Below are 20,844 nucleotides of genomic sequence, written 5' to 3' on the forward strand. Positions count from 1 at the left end.
AACATTCATAGCAATAAATATATATTGAGAAAATACTTATATTATAATAATAAAATTATTATTCAATTCAAGTCCTAAAGAGAGAATAAAGACATTAACCCGGGGTCATTGCAGATTGGCGGCATGGTATACTGGCGAGCGGTATCCTCCGGCTTAAGTAGAGATAATGATTTCCGAGATTGTGACCTGTCTTGTTCTGGGCGTGGGTTTGGGCATCTGCGGAGGGATGCTGGGCATCGGCGGCGGATTGATAGCCATTCCGGTGCTGGGCCTGTTTTTCGGCATGGATCAGCACCTGGCGCAAGGCACGGCCCTGATTATGGTGACACCCAATGTGATGATCGGTTTTCTGCGTTACCGGCAGCGCAACAAAATCGATCTCCGGCAGACGCTGATGCTGTGCCTGTTCGCCACCGTTTCCGCCTGGTTCGCCGCACAGGCGGCGACGGCGATAAAGGGGGAGAATCTGCAAACAGCCTTCGGCGCATTTCTGCTGGCGCTGGCGGTCTATTACCTCCGGCAGTGGTTTATCAGCCGCAACCGGCCGATTGCCGCCTCCGCCCGGTTGTCGGCAAAATATCTGCCGGTATTGGGCGTGGCGAGCGGGTTTATGTCCGGTATCTTTACCGTGGGGGGCGGGTTGGTGGTGGTGCCGGCGCTGGTCGCGCTGTTTGGGTTCACCCAAACGCAGGCGCAGGGGATAGCCCTGGCGCTGGTGGTGCCGGGCGCACTGGCCGCGCTGTTTTCTTATGCCCAGGCCGGGCATGTGGATTGGAGTATTGGTTTACCCTTGGCCTTGGGCGGGATAGTGAGCGTGTCCTGGGGGGTGGCCCTGGCGCACAGCTTGCCCGTCTCCTGGCTGAAGCTGGCATTTTGCCTGGTATTGTTCGGGGTGGCGGCGACAATGCTGCTGGCCTAGGGGTCACAAAAAAACGCGCTCCAGCGAGCGCGACCCGTCAATTTCCGCTTCATAGTCTATGATTATTCTTCATATGCCGCCTGCGGCCGGGATAATCGGACGGTGTTGAGACGCCTCGATGACCGCGCGATGTCGTGCATTGCCCACTGCCGGATTAAACGAGGCCATCGTATGGAGTCAACATCATTTTGTAAAAGCTGGGGTGCCGAATACGCGGCCGACGGGGCGGTTCGCTTTCGCCTTTGGGCGACCGGCCAGGACCGGGTCAGGCTCAGGCTATCGGGCGAAGATAGCGAGATGAACCGGCGCGGGGACGGCTGGTTTGAACTGCTGGCAAGCGGCGTGTCTCCCGGATCTGAATATAATTTTGTCCTCGCCGACGGCACGGTGGTGCCGGATCCGGCCTCCCGGGCCCAGAAGGGGGAGGTCAACGGTCCTTCGCTGGTCATCGATCCGAGGCGCTACCACTGGCAACACACGCAATGGAAAGGCCGTCCGTGGGAAGAAACGGTGGTCTACGAGATGCATGTCGGCACATTCACGCCGCAAGGCACGTTCCGGGCGGCGATTGAAAAACTGCCTTATCTCGCCGGACTGGGCATCACCATGATAGAGCTTATGCCGCTGGCGCAGTTCGGCGGCAAGCGTGGCTGGGGATATGACGGCGTGCTGCTGTACGCGCCGCATTCCGCCTATGGCGCGCCGGACGATGTCAAGGCTTTCGTCGATGCCGCCCACGGCCATGGCCTGTCGGTGGTGCTCGATATCGTGCTCAATCACTTCGGCCCGGAGGGCAATTACCTGCCGCTGCTGGCGCCGGATTTCTTCCACCCTGAACGTAAGACGCCCTGGGGCGCCGGCATCGCCTATGATGTCGACGCGGTCCGCCGGTATATCCTGGAGGCGCCGCTGTATTGGCTCAAGGAATACCATCTTGACGGCCTGCGCTTCGACGCGGTCGACCATATCGTGGATGTTTCCGATAAGCACCTGCTGATAGAGATAGCCGAGCGCATCCGCGCCGAAATAACCGATCGGCCGATCCATTTGACCACCGAGGACAGCCGCAACGTCATCTGCCTGCATCCACGCGGGGAAGACGGCGCCGTGCCGCTGTTCACCGGCGAATGGAACGATGACTTCCATAATGCCGCCCATGTCTTCGCCACCGGCGAGACGCACGCTTATTACCAGGATTTTGCCCGGGAGCCGGAAAAACACCTGGCCCGGGTTCTGGCGGAAGGTTTCGCCTACCAGGGCGAGGTTTCGCCGCAGAGCGGCGAAAAGCGCGGCGTGAAGAGCACGGCGCAGCCGCCGGTCGCTTTTGTGGATTTTATTCAGAACCACGATCAGGTTGGCAACCGCGCCCAGGGCGAAAGGCTGATTGAACTGGCCGGCGCCGGGCGCGCCAAGGTCCTGCTCGCCACGCTGCTGTTATCGCCGCATATTCCGCTGTTGTTCATGGGCGAGGAATATGGCGAGACCCATCCTTTCTTGTTTTTCACCGATTTCCACGGCCAGCTCGCCAGGGCCGTCCGCGAGGGCCGCGCGAGGGAATTCGCGGGCCATGTCGGCCATGAGGGCGAAAGCGTGCCCGATCCCAACGCCGTGAGCACCTTCGAGAGATCCAGGCTTGACTGGAAGAAGCCGGGCGGCGAGGTTGGCAAGGAGTGGCTGGCGCTGACCGGCGGGCTGCTGGCGCTGCGCCGTAAACACATCGTGCCGTTGCTTGCCACGGCCGGCGGAGGCGCGGGCAGGGTGGTGAGCACGGCGCCGGGCTTCATCGCCGTCACCTGGACTTTCCCGCGCGGCACGCTGTCGATGGCGCTCAATATCGGCGAAGCGCCGCGACCGCTGCCCGACCAGCCCGGCGAAACGATCTTCGCCTGGCCGCAGGTCGCAAAGGACCTGCCGCGCAATGCCATTATCGTCCGCCTTGTCTTGGGAGCAGCAACGTGAAAACCCCGATCGCCACCTACCGGATCCAGTTTCGCAACGGCATGACCTTCGACCGCGCCGCCGGCCTGGTGCCTTATTTGAAGCGGCTCGGCGTCAGCCATCTTTATGCCTCGCCGATTTTCAGCGCGACATCCGGCTCGACCCACGGCTACGATATCACCGACGCCAACCAAATCGAGCCTGCGATCGGCGGCCGCGCCGGCTTCGAGCGCATGGTGACGGCGTTGCGGGGCGCCGGTCTGGGACTTATCATCGATATCGTGCCCAATCACATGGCCGCCTCGCTTGAAAATCCCTGGTGGCGCGATGTCGTCGAGCATGGCGTACACAGCCGCTACGCCCGGCATTTCGATATCAACTGGTCTGAGCGCCTGACCTTGCCGTTTCTTGGCGATACCTTCGAGGCGGTACTGGAAAACGGCGAGCTTGCCGTGCGCCCCGACCCGAAAACCGGCAGGCCCGCGTTCGATTATTATCAAACTTACTACCCCCTGGCCCCCGAAACCTGGCAGGGGCGCGAGGCCGAGATCCTGAGCCTGGCCGATAAGGCGCGCATCGCCGAGCTGCACGACAGCCAGCCCTATCGGCTGATGTCCTGGCGGGATGCGCCGCGCGAGCTTTCCTACCGGCGTTTTTTTGAGATAACCGGACTCGCCGGCGTGCGGGTGGAGGATAAGGCGGTCTTCGACGATACCCACCGGCTTATCCTCGAACTGGTCCATTCCGGCGCGGTCGACGGACTGCGGGTGGACCATGTGGACGGGCTGGCCGACCCGAAAGGCTATCTGGAGCTGCTGCGCCGCGAAACCGGGCCGGACTGCTATATCACGGTCGAAAAAATTCTTGCCGAGGGCGAGCATCTGCCGGCGGACTGGCCGGTTTCCGGCACCACCGGCTACGAATTCGTGGCGACGCTAAGCGAGGCGCTGACGGATGGCGGCCGGTTAGGCGCCCTGCGCCAGGCCTATGAAGATGTCGTGGGCAGGCCGGTGGACATGAAAGCCGAACTGCGGGCGGCCAAGCTGCTGATGGTGGACCGTAATTTCGCCGGTGAATTCACCCGGCTGCTGCAACTCGCCTTGGCGATTGCCGGAACGGAGGACGCGCGGCTGGATGAAAAAACCGCGCGGCCGGCCCTGCGCGAGCTGCTGGTGGCTTTTCCGGTTTACCGCACCTACGGCACGGCGCAAGGGCTGCCGCCGCGCGACGATGCCATGCTGCAAAAGGTGGCCGCCCAGGTGGCGACCGGCGCCAACGCCCCCGACCCCGCGGCGCTCGATTTCCTTGTCCGCATCCTCAGGGGCCGGGTCTGCGCGGCCGCGGTCGGCGAGGCCGCCGATTTTCGCACCCGCTTCCAGCAGCTTACCGGCCCGCTGATGGCGAAATCGGTTGAAGACACCTTGTTTTTTCGCCAGCACATGGCGCTGGCGCTGAACGAAGTCGGCGCCGAACCGGTGCCGAGCGCCTTCTCGCTCGACAGCTTCCACGCGAACATGAAAACCCGGCTCGAGCGGCAGCCGGACGCGCTGTCGGGCACCTCGACCCATGATACCAAGCGCGGCGAGGATGCCCGCGCGCGGCTGTATGCGCTTACCGAAGCGCCGCGTCTCTGGGCCGAATGCGTCGCCCGCTGGCGCCGGATAAACCAGGCCAATGTCGTAGCACTCCCCAAAGGCCCGGCGCCGGAACCGGCCGTGCAATGGATGCTTTACCAGGCGCTGGCCGGCGTGTGGCCGGCGACGCTGCGGCCGCAGGACCGGACCGCCCTGAAGGCGCTCGACGCGCGTTTCCAGGCTTATGTGGAAAAAGCGCTGCGGGAAGCGAAGCTGCGCACCGACTGGATCGACAGCAACGATACCTATGAAACGGCGGTGCTCGATTATGCGCGCCATCTGCTCTCGCCTGACAATCAGCCCTTTTTGCTGGATTTTTCCGTCGCGCTGCAGCCCTTTGTCCGCGCCGGTTTGGTCAACAGCCTCACCCAGGCCATCGTCAAGCTGACGGCGCCGGGCATACCGGATATCTACCAGGGCGGCGAGGCGCTGGATTTAAGCCTGGCCGATCCCGATAACCGCCGCGAGCCGGATTTCGCCGCGCTTGAACGGCTGCTGGACCAGCTTGACCAGCCGGGCGCCATCCGGGAAGAGGATTGGCGCAGCGGCCGGCTGAAGCAGCATGCCATCGCCAGGCTGCTGCGTTTGCGCCAGGCGATGCCGGCGCTGTTTCGCCACGGCGACTACCTGCCGCTCGCCGCCTCCGGCGCGCGGGCGGCAAACGTACTGGCTTTCGCCCGCGCGCAGCGCGGGGAGGCGCTTATCGTCATCGCGCCTCGCCTGGTGTTCGGCGCGCTGCACGACAGCCCGGCCCCGTTGCGGCCGGCACTGTGGCCGGATACTGAAATCGGGCTTCCCGAGCGGCTCGCCAACCGGCGCTACCGCAGTATTTTCAGCGATGAGTCCATGTTCATAACCGACCGGATCAGGCTGGCATCCGTCGAGGGCTGTTCGCCGGTCATCCTGTTGGGCGCTTGATTTTCGGTAAAACATGACCGGCCCGGCGCCTGGCGGTTTGATCTTAAGCAGGTTTTGCTTATTTTGCGTCTCAGACAGGGAATACTTTGGTCATTAACTGGCACTATAACCTCAGGGAGAGAATGCTTTCATTATCAGATCCCGTGGATGAAGGCTGAAATCCCATGGCAAGGTCTATCAAATACATAGGGCGATTCAGATGTGACTGGGTTAAGTCCGCGTATAGAGTGGCAATGAGAATTCATAAAAGGAGTATGGCCATGAGCAATTCTATTGATGAAGAAGCAAATGATGCAAAGCCAATTGTCGAAGCAGAAAGAGAAGCATCCGCCGGTAAATGTCCATTCCATGAGGGAAACGTTAACCAGACATCCGGCGGTGGGACAAGTAATCGGGACTGGTGGCCCAACCAGCTCAGGGTCGACCTTCTCAATCAGCATTCGGCCCGCTCCAACCCGCTGGGCGAATCCTTTGATTATCGCCAGGAATTCGCCACATTAGACTATTCCGCGCTCAAGGCCGACCTCAAGGCGTTGTTGACGGATTCGCAACCCTGGTGGCCCGCCGACTGGGGCAGTTATATCGGTCTTTTTATCCGTTTGGCGTGGCACAGCGCGGGGACCTATCGCGCCGTCGACGGCCGCGGTGGTTCGGGTCGCGGCCAGCAGCGCTTCGCACCGTTGAACTCCTGGCCGGATAATGTGAGCCTCGACAAGGCGCGCCGTTTGCTGTGGCCGGTGAAGCAAAAATACGGCCAGAAGATTTCCTGGGCCGACCTCTATATCCTGGCGGGCAACGTCGCCCTGGAAAACTCCGGTTTCCGTACCTTTGGTTTTGGCGCCGGGCGCGAAGACGTATGGGAACCCGATCTGGACGTGAACTGGGGCGGCGAGACCACCTGGCTTGAACACCGCCATCCTGAATCGCTGGCGCAATCGCCGTTGGGCGCAACGGAAATGGGGCTTATCTACGTTAATCCCGAAGGCCCGAACCACAGTGGCGACCCCGCCTCGGCCGCCCCGGCCATCCGCGCCACCTTCGGCAATATGGGAATGAACGATGAAGAGATCGTTGCGTTAATCGCCGGCGGCCATACGCTGGGCAAAACGCATGGCGCGGGTCCCGCCAGCCATGTTGGCGTTGACCCTGAAACCGCGCCGATTGAAGCGCAGGGCCTGGGCTGGGCAAGCAGTCATGGCACCGGCGCCGGGGCTGACGCCATCACTTCCGGCCTGGAAGTCACCTGGTCTCAGACGCCAACGCAGTGGAGCCATAACTTCTTCGAAAATCTGTTTAAATTCGAGTGGGCGCAGACCCGCAGTCCCGCGGGCGCCATCCAGTTTGAAGCGGTCAACGCGCCGGACAGTGTTCCCGATGCGTTCGATGCCGCGAAAAAACATAAACCCACCATGCTGGTCACCGATCTGACGCTTCGTTTCGATCCGGAGTTTGAGAAGATATCACGCCGTTTCCATGGCGACCCACAGGCCTTTAACGAAGCCTTCGCACGCGCCTGGTACAAACTGACCCACAGGGATATGGGGCCGAAAGCGCGCTATATTGGGCCGGAGGTGCCAAAAGAAGATTTAATCTGGCAAGACCCGCTGCCGCAGCCGGTGTATCACCCCACCGCCGACGATATCGCGCTGCTGAAAGAAAAAATTGCCGCCTGCGGCCTGACCGCCGGAGAACTGGTCTCGGTGGCCTGGGCTTCGGCTTCAACCTTCCGCGGCGGCGACAAACGGGGCGGCGCAAACGGCGCGCGGCTGGCGCTGGCGCCGCAAAGAGAATGGCAGGTTAACGCCATTGCCGCCCGCGTGCTGCCGACGCTTGAATCTCTTCAACAGTCAGCACAGAAAGCTTCCCTGGCGGATGTGATCGTCCTAGCTGGCGTGGTTGGCGTCGAGCAGGCGGCGAAAGCGGTTAACGTTGAGATTGACGTGCCTTTCACCGCGGGCCGGGTGGATGCCCGTCAGGATCAGACTGATGTCGAATTATTCGAATTGCTGAAACCCAGAGCGGATGGTTTCCGGAACTATCGCGATGTTAGCGCCAATACCTCGACGGAAAATCTCCTGATCGACAAAGCACAGCAGCTTACGCTCACCGTACCGGAGTTAACGGTGCTCATCGGCGGGCTGCGGGGGATTGGAGCAAACTACGATGGCAGTCAACTGGGCGTTTTCACGGACAAGCCGGGTGAACTTAATACCGACTTCTTTGTAAACCTGCTCGATATGGGCACTGAATGGAAAGCCGCCGATTCTTCAGGAGAACGATTCGAAGGACGCGATCGCGCCAGCGGCGAGGTCAAATTTATCGCCACGCGCGCCGATCTGGTGTTTGGTTCAAATGCCGTACTGCGTGCCACGGCGGAGGTTTACGCCAGCAGTGACGCCAAAGAAAAATTCGTCACAGACTTCGTCGCGGCCTGGACGAAGGTAATGAATCTTGACCGATTCGCCAGCTGAACGGTGCCGACCGGTTTGAAACACTGACATCCACAGGTAAAAAGCCCGCTTCAGTTCCCTGCAGCGGGCTTTTTTTCATTTCAGCGCCGCCGACCCGGCCGGCGATGAGGGAGTGCCGCGCGGATCATGGAAATGGGGAAAAGGTATTGACACAATAGCGTAACATGCTATCGTCAACCGGTAATATATAACACCTTACAGATAACAACTTATAAAGGAGAAAGGTCATGCGCTTTCGAAAAAATGCCTGCCTGGCGTTAATGGGCTCCGCGTTGATGATGTGTGCCGCCGCCCCCTACGCGGCGCCCGCTAACAACATGCCCACAGGCGAGGTGGGCCGCGTTGAGGCTGTGCCCGAGATCGCCGCGCTGGTGCCCGACGCGATAAAAAAACGCGGGGTGCTTCGCGTCGCCACCATGACTAAATATCAGCCTTTTTCTTTTACTGTCAATGGAAAGAATGTCGGCATGATCCCGGAGATGGTGACCGCGGTCGCCCAGACGATGGGACTCAAGGCTGAAATCCAGGGCATGGATTTCCCCGCCATTCTGCTGGGGCTGCAGGCGCAGAAATACGATATCGGCATGGGCGAATTTTTCGTGCGCAAAGACCGTGTCGAGGTAGCTGATTTTGTCACGGAGTGGAGTAATTTCGATGCGTTTGTGGTGAATAAGGGCAGCAAATATATGCCTGAAGGCATCGCGGACGTTTGCGGGCACAAGATAGCGATCCTCGGCGGGTCCTCCGGCGTTCCCACCATGGAAGCGGGCAAGGCGCGCTGCGCGAGCGAAGGCAAGCCCGCGCCGCAGGTCAGCGTCTTCCCGCAAATGGCGGATGCCGTGCTCGCGCTGTCGAGCAAACGCGTGGAGGCGGTGCTGACCGGTCGTGAAGTCGGGCTGACCCTGGTTGCCTCGGGACAACCCTTTGTGCCCACCGGCCATGTCGGCGGCGGGCCTTGCGCAACGGCCGTCGCGCGCAATGCGTCGAGCGATGGGCTGCTTAAAGCCCTGCAGGCCGCCTATGTACACCTGATAACGTCGGGAAAGTATGCGGAAATTCATAAGCGGTGGGGAACGGACTACGGCATGATCAATAATCCGACCATCTATAAGCGAGGCGATGCCCTGCCGGATTACAAAGTAGAGTAGGCGGTAGCAAACCCTCCGATCGCTATATTTTATCGGCAATTTTATCCACCGGGAGACCTGATGCAATCGAGATCTCACTTTTCTGTTGTTGATCTGCATTCCGCCGGCGCGCAAGCGCGTGTGGTGATGGGCGGCGTTCCGCAAGCCAAGGGCGACACCATAAATGAAAAGCGGATGTACCTGGCCGCGAACTTCGATCATGTGCGTAAGCTTTTAATGTACGAACCCCGCGGCGGTTCCCAGATGAGCGGGAGCCTGATCATGGCGCCCTGCGATCCGCGTGCCGACGTCGGTATTGTTTTCATCGAAAGCGGCGGCTGGCTGACCATGTGCGGCGCCGGCACCATCGGCGCGGCGACGGCGCTGATAGAGACCGGCATGTTCAAAGCGACCGCTCCGCGGACGTCGATCGTATTCGACACCCCCGCCGGCCTGGTGACGGCGCATATCGAGATAAAAGACGGCAGTGTCCAGGGCGTCTCGCTCGCGAATGTACCGTCATACCTCGCGATCAAGGACCATAGCATCGATTTGCCGGGGCATGGCACGGTCGTGGTGGACGTTGCCTATGGCGGCAATTTTTACGTGATAGTGCCCGCCGAGCGGTTTGGTCTGGCGGTGACGCCGGCTTTTGCCGAACGCCTGGTGTCTATTGGGCGGCAGGTGCGGGACATCACCAACGCCACCCTCAGCGTCAGGCACCCGCTGGAAGCGACGGCGACGCCTATCCCGAACGTGATTTTCACGGGACCCGGCTCGCGTCCGGGCACCCACCGAAACCTGGTTTTGTTTGGCGAGGCCGGCGTCGATCGTTCCCCCGGGGGAACGGGGACGTCGGCACGCATGGCGCAGCTTTACGCGCGCGGGGCATTGGCATTGGATGAACCTTTTTTCCATGAGAGCATTATCGGATCCTGTTTCGAAGGCAAGCTGACCGGCGTGCAAAACGTGGCTGGAAACGAAATGGTGACCCCGCTTATCACAGGCCGGGCTTTTGTTATCGGCCTGCGCAACTTTTTTGTCGATCCGCAAGATCCGTTTCAAGAGGGGTTTGGGGTCGGTTATGCGGCGGATGCCAAGCGTCCCGCTTTTTCAGCCGGTAAGGATCGCGTATGAAGTCAGTCGTCCAGTATTCCGTGATTGATGCCCACAGCGCCGGCGCGCCGGCGCGGGTGGTGGTGGGCGGGGTCGCGCCCGTTCCCGGCGCGCGTATCAGTGAAAAGCGCGCCTACCTGATGAAACATCGCGATGAGATCAGGAAACTGCTGATGTATGAACCGCGGGGAAGTTCGGAAATGTGCGGCAGCATCCTGATGCAGCCCTGCGATCCGCGGGCCGACATCGGGATAGTCTTTATCGAAACCGGCGGATGGCCGTTGATGTGCGGCGCGGGAACCATCGGCGCCGCAACGGTGATGGTGGAAAACGGCTATGTGAAGGTGACCGAACCCCTGACCCGTATCTCATTCGATACGCCCGCGGGCCTGGTCACCGCGGAAGTCGAGGTCGTCGACGGCGTGGTGCAAGGCGTCACGATCCAAAACGTCGCCTCTTACATGGTGGCGCCGGACCAGAGGGTAAGCTTGCCGGCGCACGGCCCCGTCACCGTGGATATCGTCTTCGGCGGAAACTACTACGCGCTGGTTCCCGCGTCGGCCTTGGCCCTGGAAGTGCGGCCGGAGTTTGCGGAACAGCTGGTGAGCGCGGGACGCGCCATCCGCGATAGCGTCAACCGCGATCTGCGCCTCACCGATCCCGCCACCGGTAAGGCTTTCCACGTACCGATGGTGATCTTTACCGAAGAGCAAAACAGCGCCGGCAGCTATCGTAATCTGGTGTTCTTCGGCGAAGCCGGCGTAGACCGCTCGCCGGGCGGCACCGGCACCTCGGCGCGCATGGCCCAGCGGTTTTATCGCCGCCGGCAGGCGCTAGGCGACCGGTTCCTGCACGAAAGCATCATCGGTTCGGTGTTCGAAGGCACGATAGCGGATATCGTCACGCTCGATAACCGTGTCGAGGCCATCATCCCGAAAATACGCGGCCGCGCCCATATCATTGCGCAATCGACCTTTCTGCTCGATCCCCAGGACCCTTTTGCCGAGGGGTTCGGCGTCGGCTACGGCAGCGACGCGCAACCGCCGGTAAACCGATCCGCCTAGGGTCGGGGAACGGCGGCGCGTGCCCGCACGGCAACCGCGCCCATTCCCGCTTCGCCTACCGCCCATGGGTTATCAATGAAAAGCGCCCCGGAAGTCATCAGCCTTCCGGGGCGCCGGTCGCGGCAGCGTGATAAGTCCTGCCTTTCTTCGTTAACCCACGGCGTAAACTCAGATTTTCTCGCGGGTATACACGCCGTTGACCAGGCGCGAGAGGTTCAGCGGATTGTCGTTTTTAAGCGCGTCGGGCAGAAGTGCCTGCGGATAATCCTGATAGCAGACCGGGCGCAGGAAACGCTCGATCGCCAGCGTGCCCACCGAGGTGCCGCGCGCGTCGGAGGTCGCCGGCCAGGGACCGCCGTGCACCATGGCGTCACAGACCTCGACGCCGGTGGGATAACCGTTTAACAGCAGGCGGCCGGCTTTGCGTTCCAATAAGGGCACCAGCGGGGCAAAACGGTGCAAATCTTCCGTTTCCGCCATCAGCGTCGCGGTCAACTGCCCCCTGAGTCCCGCCAGGGCCCGCGCCAGCCCGGCCCGATCCGCCACGGCGACGGCGATGGTGACCGGCCCGAAAATCTCCTCCTGCAGCAGCGGATCGCCGGTGGTCAACAGGTCCGATTGCGCCTGGAACAGTTGGGGAACCGCCTGCCCGCCCCGCTGCGGCTCGCCGGCGAGATGGGTGATGCCCTCATGCCGATGCAATTGCGCCAGCCCCTGTTCATAGCTGGCGAGCACCCCGCGATTGAGCATGGTTTGCGGCCGGCTACGGCGGATATTTTGCCGCATCATCTGCAAAAAGGCGCTGAAGTCGGGCGACGTTATGCCGATTATCATTCCCGGATTGGTGCAGAATTGCCCGCAGCCGGCGATGACCGAATCCGTCAGCTCACGGGCGATTTTTTCCCCGCGCACCGCCAGCGCGCCGGGCAGCAGGATAATCGGATTAATGCTGCTCATTTCGGCAAACACCGGGATGGGATCGGGGCGCGCGGCGGCCATATCATACAGCGCGCGACCGCCTTTCAACGAACCGGTAAACCCCACCGCCTGAATGGCCGGATGCCGTACCAGGACCTGTCCGATGTCGCCGCCATAAATCATATTGAACACGCCGGCGGGCATGCCGGTATGCCGCGCGGCGCGCACGATGGCGCTTGCCACGCAATCGGCGGTGGCCATATGGCCATTGTGCGCTTTCATGACCACCGGACAGCCCGCCGCCAGGGCGGCGGCGGTATCGCCGCCGGCGGTGGAGAAGGCCAGGGGGAAATTGCTGGCGCCGAATACCGCCACCGGCCCGATGCCCCGTTTTATTTGCCGCAGGTCGGGGCGCGGCAGCGGGGCGCGATCCGGCTGCGCGCTATCGATGCGGGCGCCAAAACAATCCCCGCGCCGCAGCACGCCGGCAAATAGCCGCATTTGCCCGCTGGTACGGGCGCGCTCGCCACGGATGCGGCCTTCGGGCAGCGCCGTTTCGCGCATCGTCAGATGGATAAACTCATCGCCCAGCGCGTCCAGTTCATCGGCGATGGTATCGAGGAACAGGGCGCGGGCCTGCGCGGATGCGCCGTGATAGGCCGCAAAAGCCTGCTCCGCGGCCAGGCAAGCCTGGACGGCTTCCTGCTCCGTGGCCTGATAAAAGGTATAGGGCAGCGCCTCGCCGGTAAACGCATCATAGCTGGTAAGCGTAACGCTGTTTTGCCGGCTGCGTTCACCGTGAATAAAGTTTTCACCCAGAATTTGCATAGCGGAACCTTGATAACCTGTTGAAAAAATGACGACAATGGACGGCGCGGGTATTCATGGCGACCAAAGCGGTTTATGCCAAACATGCCGCGGCCAGGCCGCGGATGTTCGCCGTTCGGCTTCAGGTCAGCGATATCCAGATGGTTTTCATTTGGGTGTACTGATCAAAGGCTTCGAATCCTTTGTCATAACCGCCGAAACCCGAGGTTTTGTAGCCGCCGAACGGCGTGGTGATATCACCTTCGCCGTAACCGTTAACCGCCACGGTGCCGGCCTGGATTTGACGCGCCATGCGCACGGCGACATTGATGTCATTGGAAAACACCGTGGCCGCCAGGCCATAAGCGGAGTCGTTGGCTATTTTTACCGCCTGTTCCTCGCTGTCGAAGGTGACGATTGCCACCACCGGGCCGAAAATTTCGTCGCGGGCCAAGGCCATGTCCGGCGTGACGCCATCGATAATCGTGGCTTCGACAAACCAGCCGCCGCTGTCCTGGCGCACCTGGTTGCCGCCGTGCACCACGGTGGCGCCTTGCTGTTTGGCCTGCGCGATGGCGCTCAGCACCCGCGCCAGGGCGTCAGGCTCGATAAGCGGCCCCAGTTTGGTGGCGCGTTCGGTGGGTTCGCCGGTTTTCCAGACCTGCGCGGCCCGGATAAAGGCTTGCATAAAGGGTTCTTTAATGGCGGAGTGCACCAGGATGCGCGAACCGCAGGTGCAGTTTTGCCCCATATTCCAAAATGCCGCGTTGGCCAGGTTTTCAGCGATGGCGTCCAGGTTCTCCGCCATATCCGCCATGACGATCTGCGGACTTTTGCCGCCGCATTCCAGCACCACTTTCTTCAGGTTGCTGTCGGCGGAGTAGCGCAGAAACTGACGGCCGATTTCCGTTGAGCCGGTGAAGGTGAGCGCATCGACATCGTTATGCAGCCCCAAGGCTTTACCGGCTATATGGCCCAAACCGGGCACCACGTTGAACACGCCGGCGGGGATGCCCGCTTCCTGCGCCAGGCCCGCGATACGTAGTGTCGACAGCGAAGCCAGCTCCGCCGGCTTGATAACCAGCGAGTTGCCCGCCGCCAGCGCCGGCGAGATTTTCCATGACAGGGTGGCCGCCGGGAAGTTCCACGGCAGCACCATGCCGACCACGCCCACCGGTTCACGAACGATCAGGCCAAGATTGCCCGCGCCGGTGGGTGATATTTTACCGAAGACCTTATCGATGGCTTCGGCATACCAGCGGATATTGTTGACCACATCGGGCAGGTCGAAATTTTCGCAATCCGCCAACGGCTTGCCGGCATCCAGCGAGTCCAGCAGGGCCAGTTCGGCGGCGTGTTGTTCGATGAGATTGGCAAAGGTGTGCAGAATGCGCTTCCGCTCACGCGGCTCCATGCGGCTCCATTCGCCAGCCTCGAACGCGGCGCGGGCGGCCTTTACCGCTTTGTCAACGTCGGCGGCGGAGCAGGCGGCGATCTGGTTGAGCAGTTTTCCGGTCGCGGGATTGAAGTTATCAAAAACCTGCCGGTTTTCCGCGTCGACATAGTTGCCGTTGATAAAAGCGCGGGTCTGTACAGTCTCGGGTAAAGCAATCATATGCACTCCAAAAAGTAATGTTATAGCACTTTGCTAAGAAAGGCTTTGGCGCGTTCATTTTTGGTATGGCTGAAGAATTCCGTCGGGTTGCCTTGCTCCACCACCACGCCGTTGTCCATAAAGACCACCTGGTCGGAAACTTCGCGGGCGAAGCCCAGTTCATGGGTCACGACGATCATGGTCATGCCCTCATCGGCCAGTTCGCGCATTACGCTAAGCACTTCGCCGACCAGTTCGGGATCGAGCGCGCTGGTCGGCTCGTCAAACAGCATCAGCTTGGGTTTCATCGCCAGCGCGCGGGCAATGGCGACGCGCTGCTGCTGGCCGCCGGAAAGCGTGCGTGGATAGGCATTGGCCTTTCCGGTCAGTCCCACCTTGGACAGCATCACCATCGCCTGCTCGATGGCATGCGATTTGCGCACTTTTTTGACGTGCATCGGCGCCTCGATAATGTTTTCCATCACCGTCATATGGGGAAATAAATTGAAGCTCTGGAAAACCATGCCGATATCGGCCCGTTGCCGCGCCACTTCCGACTTCTTCATTTCATAAAGCTTGCCGTTGTGTTCGCGATAGCCGACCGTTTCGCCGCCTACCTGCAATAACCCTCTTTCAATACGCTCAAGATGATTCATGCAGCGTAAAAATGTACTTTTACCCGATCCCGAAGGCCCGAGGATGCAGCATACGTTGCCGTACTCGACGGTAAGATCAATGCCCTTGAGCACCGGCAGGTGGCCAAAGGATTTCTCGACGCCCCGCGCCACCACCGCATAGTGGTGGCCGTGCGGGTAAGATGGGGAAAGAGGCATGGTCAGGCGTTCCTTACGGTGTGAGCGTCGATTTTTTCGTCCGCCGGCGCTGGCACGGCAAAGGAATGATGATCGCTTTTGGAAAAATGTTTCTCGGTATAGTGCTGCAGCACGCAAAGAACGGAGGTGAGCACCAGATACCACAGCGAGGCGACAATCAGCAGCGGGATGGTCTGGAAGTTCGCGGTATAGATAAGCTGCGCGGAGTAGAGCAATTCCTGCAGGGCGATAACGCTGACCAGGGACGTCGTCTTGAGCATGCCGATAAGCTGGTTGCCGGTCGGTGGTATGATAATTCGCATCGCCTGCGGCAGGATGATTTTCACCATCACGCGAACGCTCGACATGCCCAGCGCTTCCGCCGCTTCCCGCTGTCCGCCAGGCACTGAATTCAAGCCCGCGCGCACGATTTCGGACATATATGCCCCTTCATTAAGGCCTAGGCCCAGCAGCGCCGCGGCGTAGACCGTAATGTACTGGTTGGCGTCGAAAGTGCCAAAATTGGGACCAAACGGAAAACCGAGGGTAATCTCCGGATAAAGCGCGGAAAGGTTGTACCAGAAAATCAATTGCACCAGCAGCGGCGTGCCGCGAAACATCCATAAATAGATAAAGGAGATACTGTTGAGCACAGGGTTTTTTGACATGCGCATCAGGGCGAGCAGGGTGCCCAGGACCATGCCGATGCTCATGGCGGCGAGCGTCAGCCAGACGGTTGCCATCAGGCCGGAGAGAATCGAAGCGTCGAAAAGGTATCGTGAAACGACCTGCCATTGATAGCGGGGATTGGTTATCAGCGAAACGATCAACCCCGCCGCCACGATAATAAGCAGCCCCGCGGCAATCCAGCGCCCATGATATTTCAGCGGCACCACGGGCATGCTTTCATGTTCTCCGATGTCTCTCACTACCTGTCGATTTAACAATTGTGTCTGTGTCACTTTCGTTCCCCTAAACATACTTGAAACTCGCTATGGATGTATGTGAGACTTTACGGTAATCGATAACCGGTAGCCGTTTACATAATGTTAGTTTAGTTTTTATCCGTCAAGTTCAATCGCGTAAAAATGGGAGTAAGGGCAATGTCTAAATTCGAATGGACCAACTGGGGTGGTAATCAAACCTTCACCGCGGAAAAATTTTTCCGCCCGGCAAGCGAAGAGGAGGCGATTGCCGTCATTCGCGAAGCGGTGAGCCAGGGACGATCGGTGCGGGTAGCCGGCGGCGGCCACTCTTTTACGCCCGTGGTTCGCACCGACGGCCTCTTGCTGGATCTCGGCGCGCTGAGCGGCGTCATTGCCATCGATAAGGTGAATCAACGGGCGCAGGTCGCGGCGGGGTCCACCATTGCCGCCCTTGGCGAACCGCTGTGGTCGGCGGGATTGTCGATTGAAAACCAGGGCGATATCGACGTGCAATCCATTGCCGGCGCCATCGCCACCGGCACCAAAGGATCGGGTACCGCGTTCGGTTCGCTATCATCAAGAGTGACCAGCCTGCGTATCGTCAATGGACTCGGCGAGGTGGTGGATATCGACGGCGACACCGCCGATTACCTGCGCGCCGGCCAGGTTGCGCTCGGTTTGCTCGGTCCGGTGGTGCGCGTCGGCTTACAACTGGTCCCCGCCTACCGGCTGAAAGAGGAAAATATCATCCTGCCGATGTCGGAGGTACTGCGCCAGTGGGATTACCTGCTCGGCGCGTATCGGCATTTCTCTTTCTGGTGGATGCCCACGGCGCATTCCGCCCAGATGTACAAGCTGGGAGAGGTGCCCGCCGATCATTGTTTCGTCAAACTGCTGCAAGAAGCGCCCGCCGATGAAGCCGACATCCCGCAGGGCGGGGTTAACCGGCGCACGGACCGGGCGTATCGGATCTATCCCGACGGCACCACCGACGCTGAATTCCATGAACTGGAGTACATGGTGGACGCCGCCGACGCGCGCGAGGCGGTCGAGCGTATGCAATATCTGATGCGCACCGGATTTCCCGAGGAAATCTCGCCGCTGCAGGTGCGCTGGCAGAAAGCCGATAGCGGCTATCTTTCGCCGCAGAGCGGCCGCGACAGCACCTCCATTTCCGTTTCCGGCGCCATCGGCCGCAATTATTTACCCTTCCTGCGGGCGGTGGATCGGGCGTTACGTCCGCTATCGGCCCGACCGCACTGGGGCAAGCTGCACTTTCTCGATCGCCCGCGGGTAAGCGAACTTTACCCCGATTACTCTCGTTTTATGCAAATCCGCCGGCAGATGGATCCGCGCGATCTTTTTTTGAACCCGCATTTTGCCGCGCTATTTGCCTGACGCCGGGAATTAAAAAAGCGCATTGACAGGCTTAATGTTGAATGTAATATATTACCCATAACCAATCACTACAGGCGAGACCACCATGAAGATCGCGGCAATTGAAGTTTATGGCTATGAACTTACCTACGCCCATGGCGAATATGTCATGTCTCAAGGCCGCGCCGCTCAGCGCCAGGCATCCACGCTGGTGCGCATCGTGACCGATGAGGGGCTGGAAGGATGGGGGGAAAGCTGCACCCTCGGCGGCACCTATCTGCCGGATTTTGCCGAAGGGACGCGCGCGGGGATTCGCGTTATGGCGCCCTCGCTGCTGGGACTGGATCCGACCAACCTGGCGCTGGTCCATCAGCGCATGAATGCTTGTCTGCTGGGGCAAAACAGCGCCAAAAGCGCCATCGACATCGCCTGTTGGGATGTGCTGGGCAAAGCGGCCAACCTGCCGATCGCCACGTTATTGGGCGGGGTGACCCAGGCGGATTTTCCTTTATACGAAGCCGTGCCGCTGTCCTCCCCCGGCGACATGGCCGCCTTTGTGCGCATGCGCGGGGAGGCGGGCATCAGCCGCTTTCAACTGAAAGTGGGCAACGATCCGTTCGATGACGCCGCGCGGACCCGCAGCGTCGTGGAAGCCTGCCGCAACGATGTGACGATTGTGGCCGACGCCAACGGCGGCTGGAACCTGCAGTCGGCGACAATCGCGGTGCGGGAACTGGCGGGCCTGAATATTTTTGTCGAGCAGCCCTGCCGCGATACCGCCGATTGCGCGCTGGTGCAGCGCATGAGTTCGTTGCCGCTGGTAATGGACGAGTCGGTCATCAACGCCGCGGAACTGTACCGGGCGAAATACGACGCGGGCGCGGTCTCGGTCAATATCAAACTGGCGCGGCTGGGCGGCATCACCGGCGCGGTGCGCATGCGCGACCAGGCGCTGGATTTAGGCATGACCGTCTGTATCGAGGATGTGTGGGGCGGTGATGTCACGACCGCGGCGGTGGCGCACGTTGCCGCCAGCACCCGCGCGGATGCGCTGATGCATGCCTCGTTTTTCAACGACTGGACGCTTGAGCATGTCGCCGGTTATGCCCCGCGTTCCCTGCGGGGACGGGGCAAAGCGCCCACCGCGCCCGGTCTTGGCATCACCGTTGATGCCCGGTCATTAGGCGCGGCGCTGTTCCGGGTGGAACACCATGGCCGATAACCACGCCCTGCCGCCAAGCGTCGTTGATTGGCTCAACCGCCGCGAGCGGCAGGTCATCTTCGCGGTGGATTCACACACCGGCGGCAATCCGACGCGCATCGTGCTGTCGGGTATTGATTTGCCCGCGCAGGCGGCAACCGTTGACAGCGCGCGGCGGTGGCTGCGCGATCGGGCCGACCACTGGCGCCGTCGTTTAGTGCATGAGCCGCGCGGCGGCGGGCTGACCTGCGCGGTGGTGCCGATCATGTCGCAGGAAGACGGCTGCGATATCGGGGCGGTGATCCTTGAACCCGGTTCCTATCCGCCGATGTGCGGACACTGCATGATTGGCTTCGCCTCGGTGATAGTCGAGCTTGATCTCCTGCCCAATCTGTGGCGCGACAGCGCCGGCAGCACGTCATTTCGCATCCGCACGCCGGCGGGTCCGGTTGGCGTGACGGCCAAACGCGAGGGCGAAAAATTCACCAGCGTCACGCTTACCAATGTGGAATCTTTTGTGGTCGGAGGCGGCGAATGCCTGCTGGAAGGCCATCGGGTGCCGGTTGAACTGCTATATGGCGGCGATTATTACATTTCGGTGGACGCCGGGCGCATCGGCTTAGCGCTTTTGCGCGACAACGCCAGCGAAATCGTCCGGCTGGCCCGGCTAATGCGTGAAACCTATACCCGCGAAGGCGTAACCGACCCTCTTACCGGCGCGGCGCTGGATGTCTATCAGGTCTTGTTTTACCACTACGAACCCACGCAACCCCTGCGGGCGAAAATCGTGGTGGTGGCGCCGCCGGGGGTCATCGACCGGTCGCCCTGCGGCACCGGCACCAGCGCGCTGTTCGCCAAACTGGTCACCGAGGGCAACGTCCGGCCACAGGAAACCGTTACCACCGAAAGCATTATCGGCTCCACTTTTACGGTAACGGCCGCGCGGGTGCGCAGCGCCGGCGGGCGTACCTTTGTCACCCCGGCGCTGACCGGGCGTGCCTATATCAACGGCTTTCTGACTATCGCGGCGGACTCGCAAGACGAGCTCGCCGATGGTTTCCCACCACTCTGACTGTTATCAATGGAGGCACGGCCCATGACCCTTAAGGGAGTACTTTCCGCTATCGTTACGCCATTCACCGCTGATGGTGAACGTATCGATGAAGCGGCTTTACGCAAGCTTGTAGACCAAAATATCGCCGACGGCGTCGATGGTTTTGTTCCCGCCGGCGGCACCGGCGAGTTTTCCGTTCTTTCCCACCAGGAGCGATTACGCTTGGTCGAGATCGTGGCCGAGCAGGCGGCTGGAAGGGCTACGGTACTGGCCCATACCGGCGCGACTTCGTCCAGGGAGGCCATTGCGCTTTCCAGGCACGCCGAAAGCGTGGGCGCCGACGCGATCATGCTGGCGACCCCGTACTATGAGCCCATCGGTTTTGATGAGGCGTTCGCGTATTACGCCGATGTCGCCGCGGCCACCAGTCTGCCCATTTGCGCTTACAACTTTCCCCCGGCCACCGGGCTGCACCTCGACGTGGAATTCCTGCTGAAGCTTGCCAGGGAGATCCCGCAGGTAAAATACGTCAAGGATTCGTCGGCCAACATCATGCAGATGAGCGCGCTGCTGATGGATCACGCCGATGAAATCACTTTTTTCAACGGCGAAGACGTGCTGATGCTGCCCGCGCTGGTGCTGAAAGCCCCCGGCATGGTCATGGGCACCGGTAACTTTATGGCGCCGGCGCTGGCGAAACTGCAGCGCGCGAGCGAAAGCGGCGACGACCAGACGGTTGCGGATCTCTGGCGGCAGGTTTATCCGCTAATCCGCCTGCTGGGTTCGGGTCGCTACAACAGCGGCATCAAGGCCGCCTGTGAAATGCTTGGCCTGGGCGTCGGGCCGGTGCGCGCGCCGATCCCGCCTTATTCCGCCGCTCAGAAAGAGGCGCTCAGGCAGGCCATCGCCGCCATTGACCCGGCATTGCTGACCGGCGCGGCGCGCCGGTAACCCAACGGTGCCGGCAA

The 20,844-nt window shown here is 60.8% G+C and carries 15 protein-coding genes; 11 read left to right on the top strand and 4 right to left on the bottom strand.

Annotated features, from left to right (window positions below):
- The first annotated feature begins 166 nt into the window (after positions 1-166).
- From VGC33_RS03185 to VGC33_RS03215, 7 genes are all read left to right on the top strand, one after another.
- Positions 167-919, top strand: a complete 753-nt coding sequence (locus VGC33_RS03185; RefSeq protein ID WP_331118952.1) for a sulfite exporter TauE/SafE family protein — start codon at positions 167-169, stop codon at positions 917-919.
- 171 nt (positions 920-1,090) lie between these two features.
- Positions 1,091-2,878 (top strand): malto-oligosyltrehalose trehalohydrolase, encoded by a 1,788-nt coding sequence (gene treZ, locus VGC33_RS03190; protein WP_331118954.1) that lies wholly within the window; start codon positions 1,091-1,093, stop codon positions 2,876-2,878.
- Positions 2,875-5,409 (top strand): malto-oligosyltrehalose synthase, encoded by a 2,535-nt coding sequence (gene treY / locus VGC33_RS03195; RefSeq protein WP_331118956.1) that lies wholly within the window; start codon positions 2,875-2,877, stop codon positions 5,407-5,409. The genes treZ and treY overlap by 4 nt, the downstream gene beginning before the upstream one ends.
- Positions 5,410-5,669: 260 nt before the next feature.
- A complete protein-coding gene (gene katG / locus VGC33_RS03200) occupies positions 5,670-7,880 on the top strand; it encodes a catalase/peroxidase HPI (RefSeq protein ID WP_331118958.1) in 2,211 nt (736 codons plus the stop codon).
- Between the two features lie 227 nt (positions 7,881-8,107).
- Complete coding sequence (locus VGC33_RS03205; protein WP_331118960.1) at positions 8,108-9,028, top strand: transporter substrate-binding domain-containing protein; 921 nt, start codon at positions 8,108-8,110, stop codon at positions 9,026-9,028.
- Between the two features lie 60 nt (positions 9,029-9,088).
- Positions 9,089-10,144 (top strand): proline racemase family protein, encoded by a 1,056-nt coding sequence (locus VGC33_RS03210; RefSeq protein WP_331118962.1) that lies wholly within the window; start codon positions 9,089-9,091, stop codon positions 10,142-10,144.
- The gene (locus VGC33_RS03215; RefSeq protein WP_331118964.1) at positions 10,141-11,187 is read left to right on the top strand and encodes a proline racemase family protein; all 1,047 of its coding nucleotides are present in this window, start codon (positions 10,141-10,143) and stop codon (positions 11,185-11,187) included. Before VGC33_RS03210 ends, VGC33_RS03215 begins: the two co-directional genes overlap by 4 nt.
- Before the next feature lie 168 nt (positions 11,188-11,355).
- Here the strand turns inward: VGC33_RS03215 and VGC33_RS03220 are convergent, their stop codons facing one another.
- The 4 genes from VGC33_RS03220 to VGC33_RS03235 form a co-directional block, all read right to left on the bottom strand.
- Positions 11,356-12,933, bottom strand: a complete 1,578-nt coding sequence (locus VGC33_RS03220; RefSeq protein ID WP_331118966.1) for an aldehyde dehydrogenase (NADP(+)) — start codon at positions 12,931-12,933, stop codon at positions 11,356-11,358.
- A gap of 121 nt (positions 12,934-13,054) precedes the next feature.
- Positions 13,055-14,527 carry an aldehyde dehydrogenase gene (locus VGC33_RS03225; protein ID WP_331118968.1) on the bottom strand — a complete coding sequence of 491 codons (1,473 nt, stop codon included), beginning with the start codon at positions 14,525-14,527 and terminating at the stop codon, positions 13,055-13,057.
- A 20-nt stretch (positions 14,528-14,547) separates the two neighbouring features.
- Positions 14,548-15,339 (bottom strand): amino acid ABC transporter ATP-binding protein, encoded by a 792-nt coding sequence (locus VGC33_RS03230; RefSeq protein WP_331118970.1) that lies wholly within the window; start codon positions 15,337-15,339, stop codon positions 14,548-14,550.
- Positions 15,340-15,341: 2 nt separating this feature from the next.
- Positions 15,342-16,280 carry an amino acid ABC transporter permease gene (locus VGC33_RS03235; RefSeq protein WP_331118972.1) on the bottom strand — a complete coding sequence of 313 codons (939 nt, stop codon included), beginning with the start codon at positions 16,278-16,280 and terminating at the stop codon, positions 15,342-15,344.
- A gap of 141 nt (positions 16,281-16,421) precedes the next feature.
- On the opposite strand from VGC33_RS03235, the gene VGC33_RS03240 reads away from it, so the two are divergent.
- The 4 genes from VGC33_RS03240 (at position 16,422) to VGC33_RS03255 (ending at position 20,827) form a co-directional block, all read left to right on the top strand.
- On the top strand, positions 16,422-17,642 hold the full coding sequence (locus VGC33_RS03240) for a D-arabinono-1,4-lactone oxidase (RefSeq protein ID WP_331118974.1): 1,221 nt from the start codon (positions 16,422-16,424) through the stop codon (positions 17,640-17,642).
- 85 nt (positions 17,643-17,727) lie between these two features.
- Positions 17,728-18,843, top strand: a complete 1,116-nt coding sequence (locus VGC33_RS03245; RefSeq protein WP_331118976.1) for a mandelate racemase/muconate lactonizing enzyme family protein — start codon at positions 17,728-17,730, stop codon at positions 18,841-18,843.
- Positions 18,833-19,894, top strand: coding sequence for a proline racemase family protein (locus VGC33_RS03250; protein WP_331118978.1), 1,062 nt, complete (start codon positions 18,833-18,835; stop codon positions 19,892-19,894). Before VGC33_RS03245 ends, VGC33_RS03250 begins: the two co-directional genes overlap by 11 nt.
- A gap of 24 nt (positions 19,895-19,918) precedes the next feature.
- Positions 19,919-20,827, top strand: coding sequence for a dihydrodipicolinate synthase family protein (locus VGC33_RS03255; RefSeq protein ID WP_331118980.1), 909 nt, complete (start codon positions 19,919-19,921; stop codon positions 20,825-20,827).
- Positions 20,828-20,844 lie beyond the last annotated feature (17 nt).

Source organism: Acerihabitans sp., from assembly GCF_036398755.1.
Classification (GTDB): domain Bacteria; phylum Pseudomonadota; class Gammaproteobacteria; order Enterobacterales; family Enterobacteriaceae; genus Acerihabitans.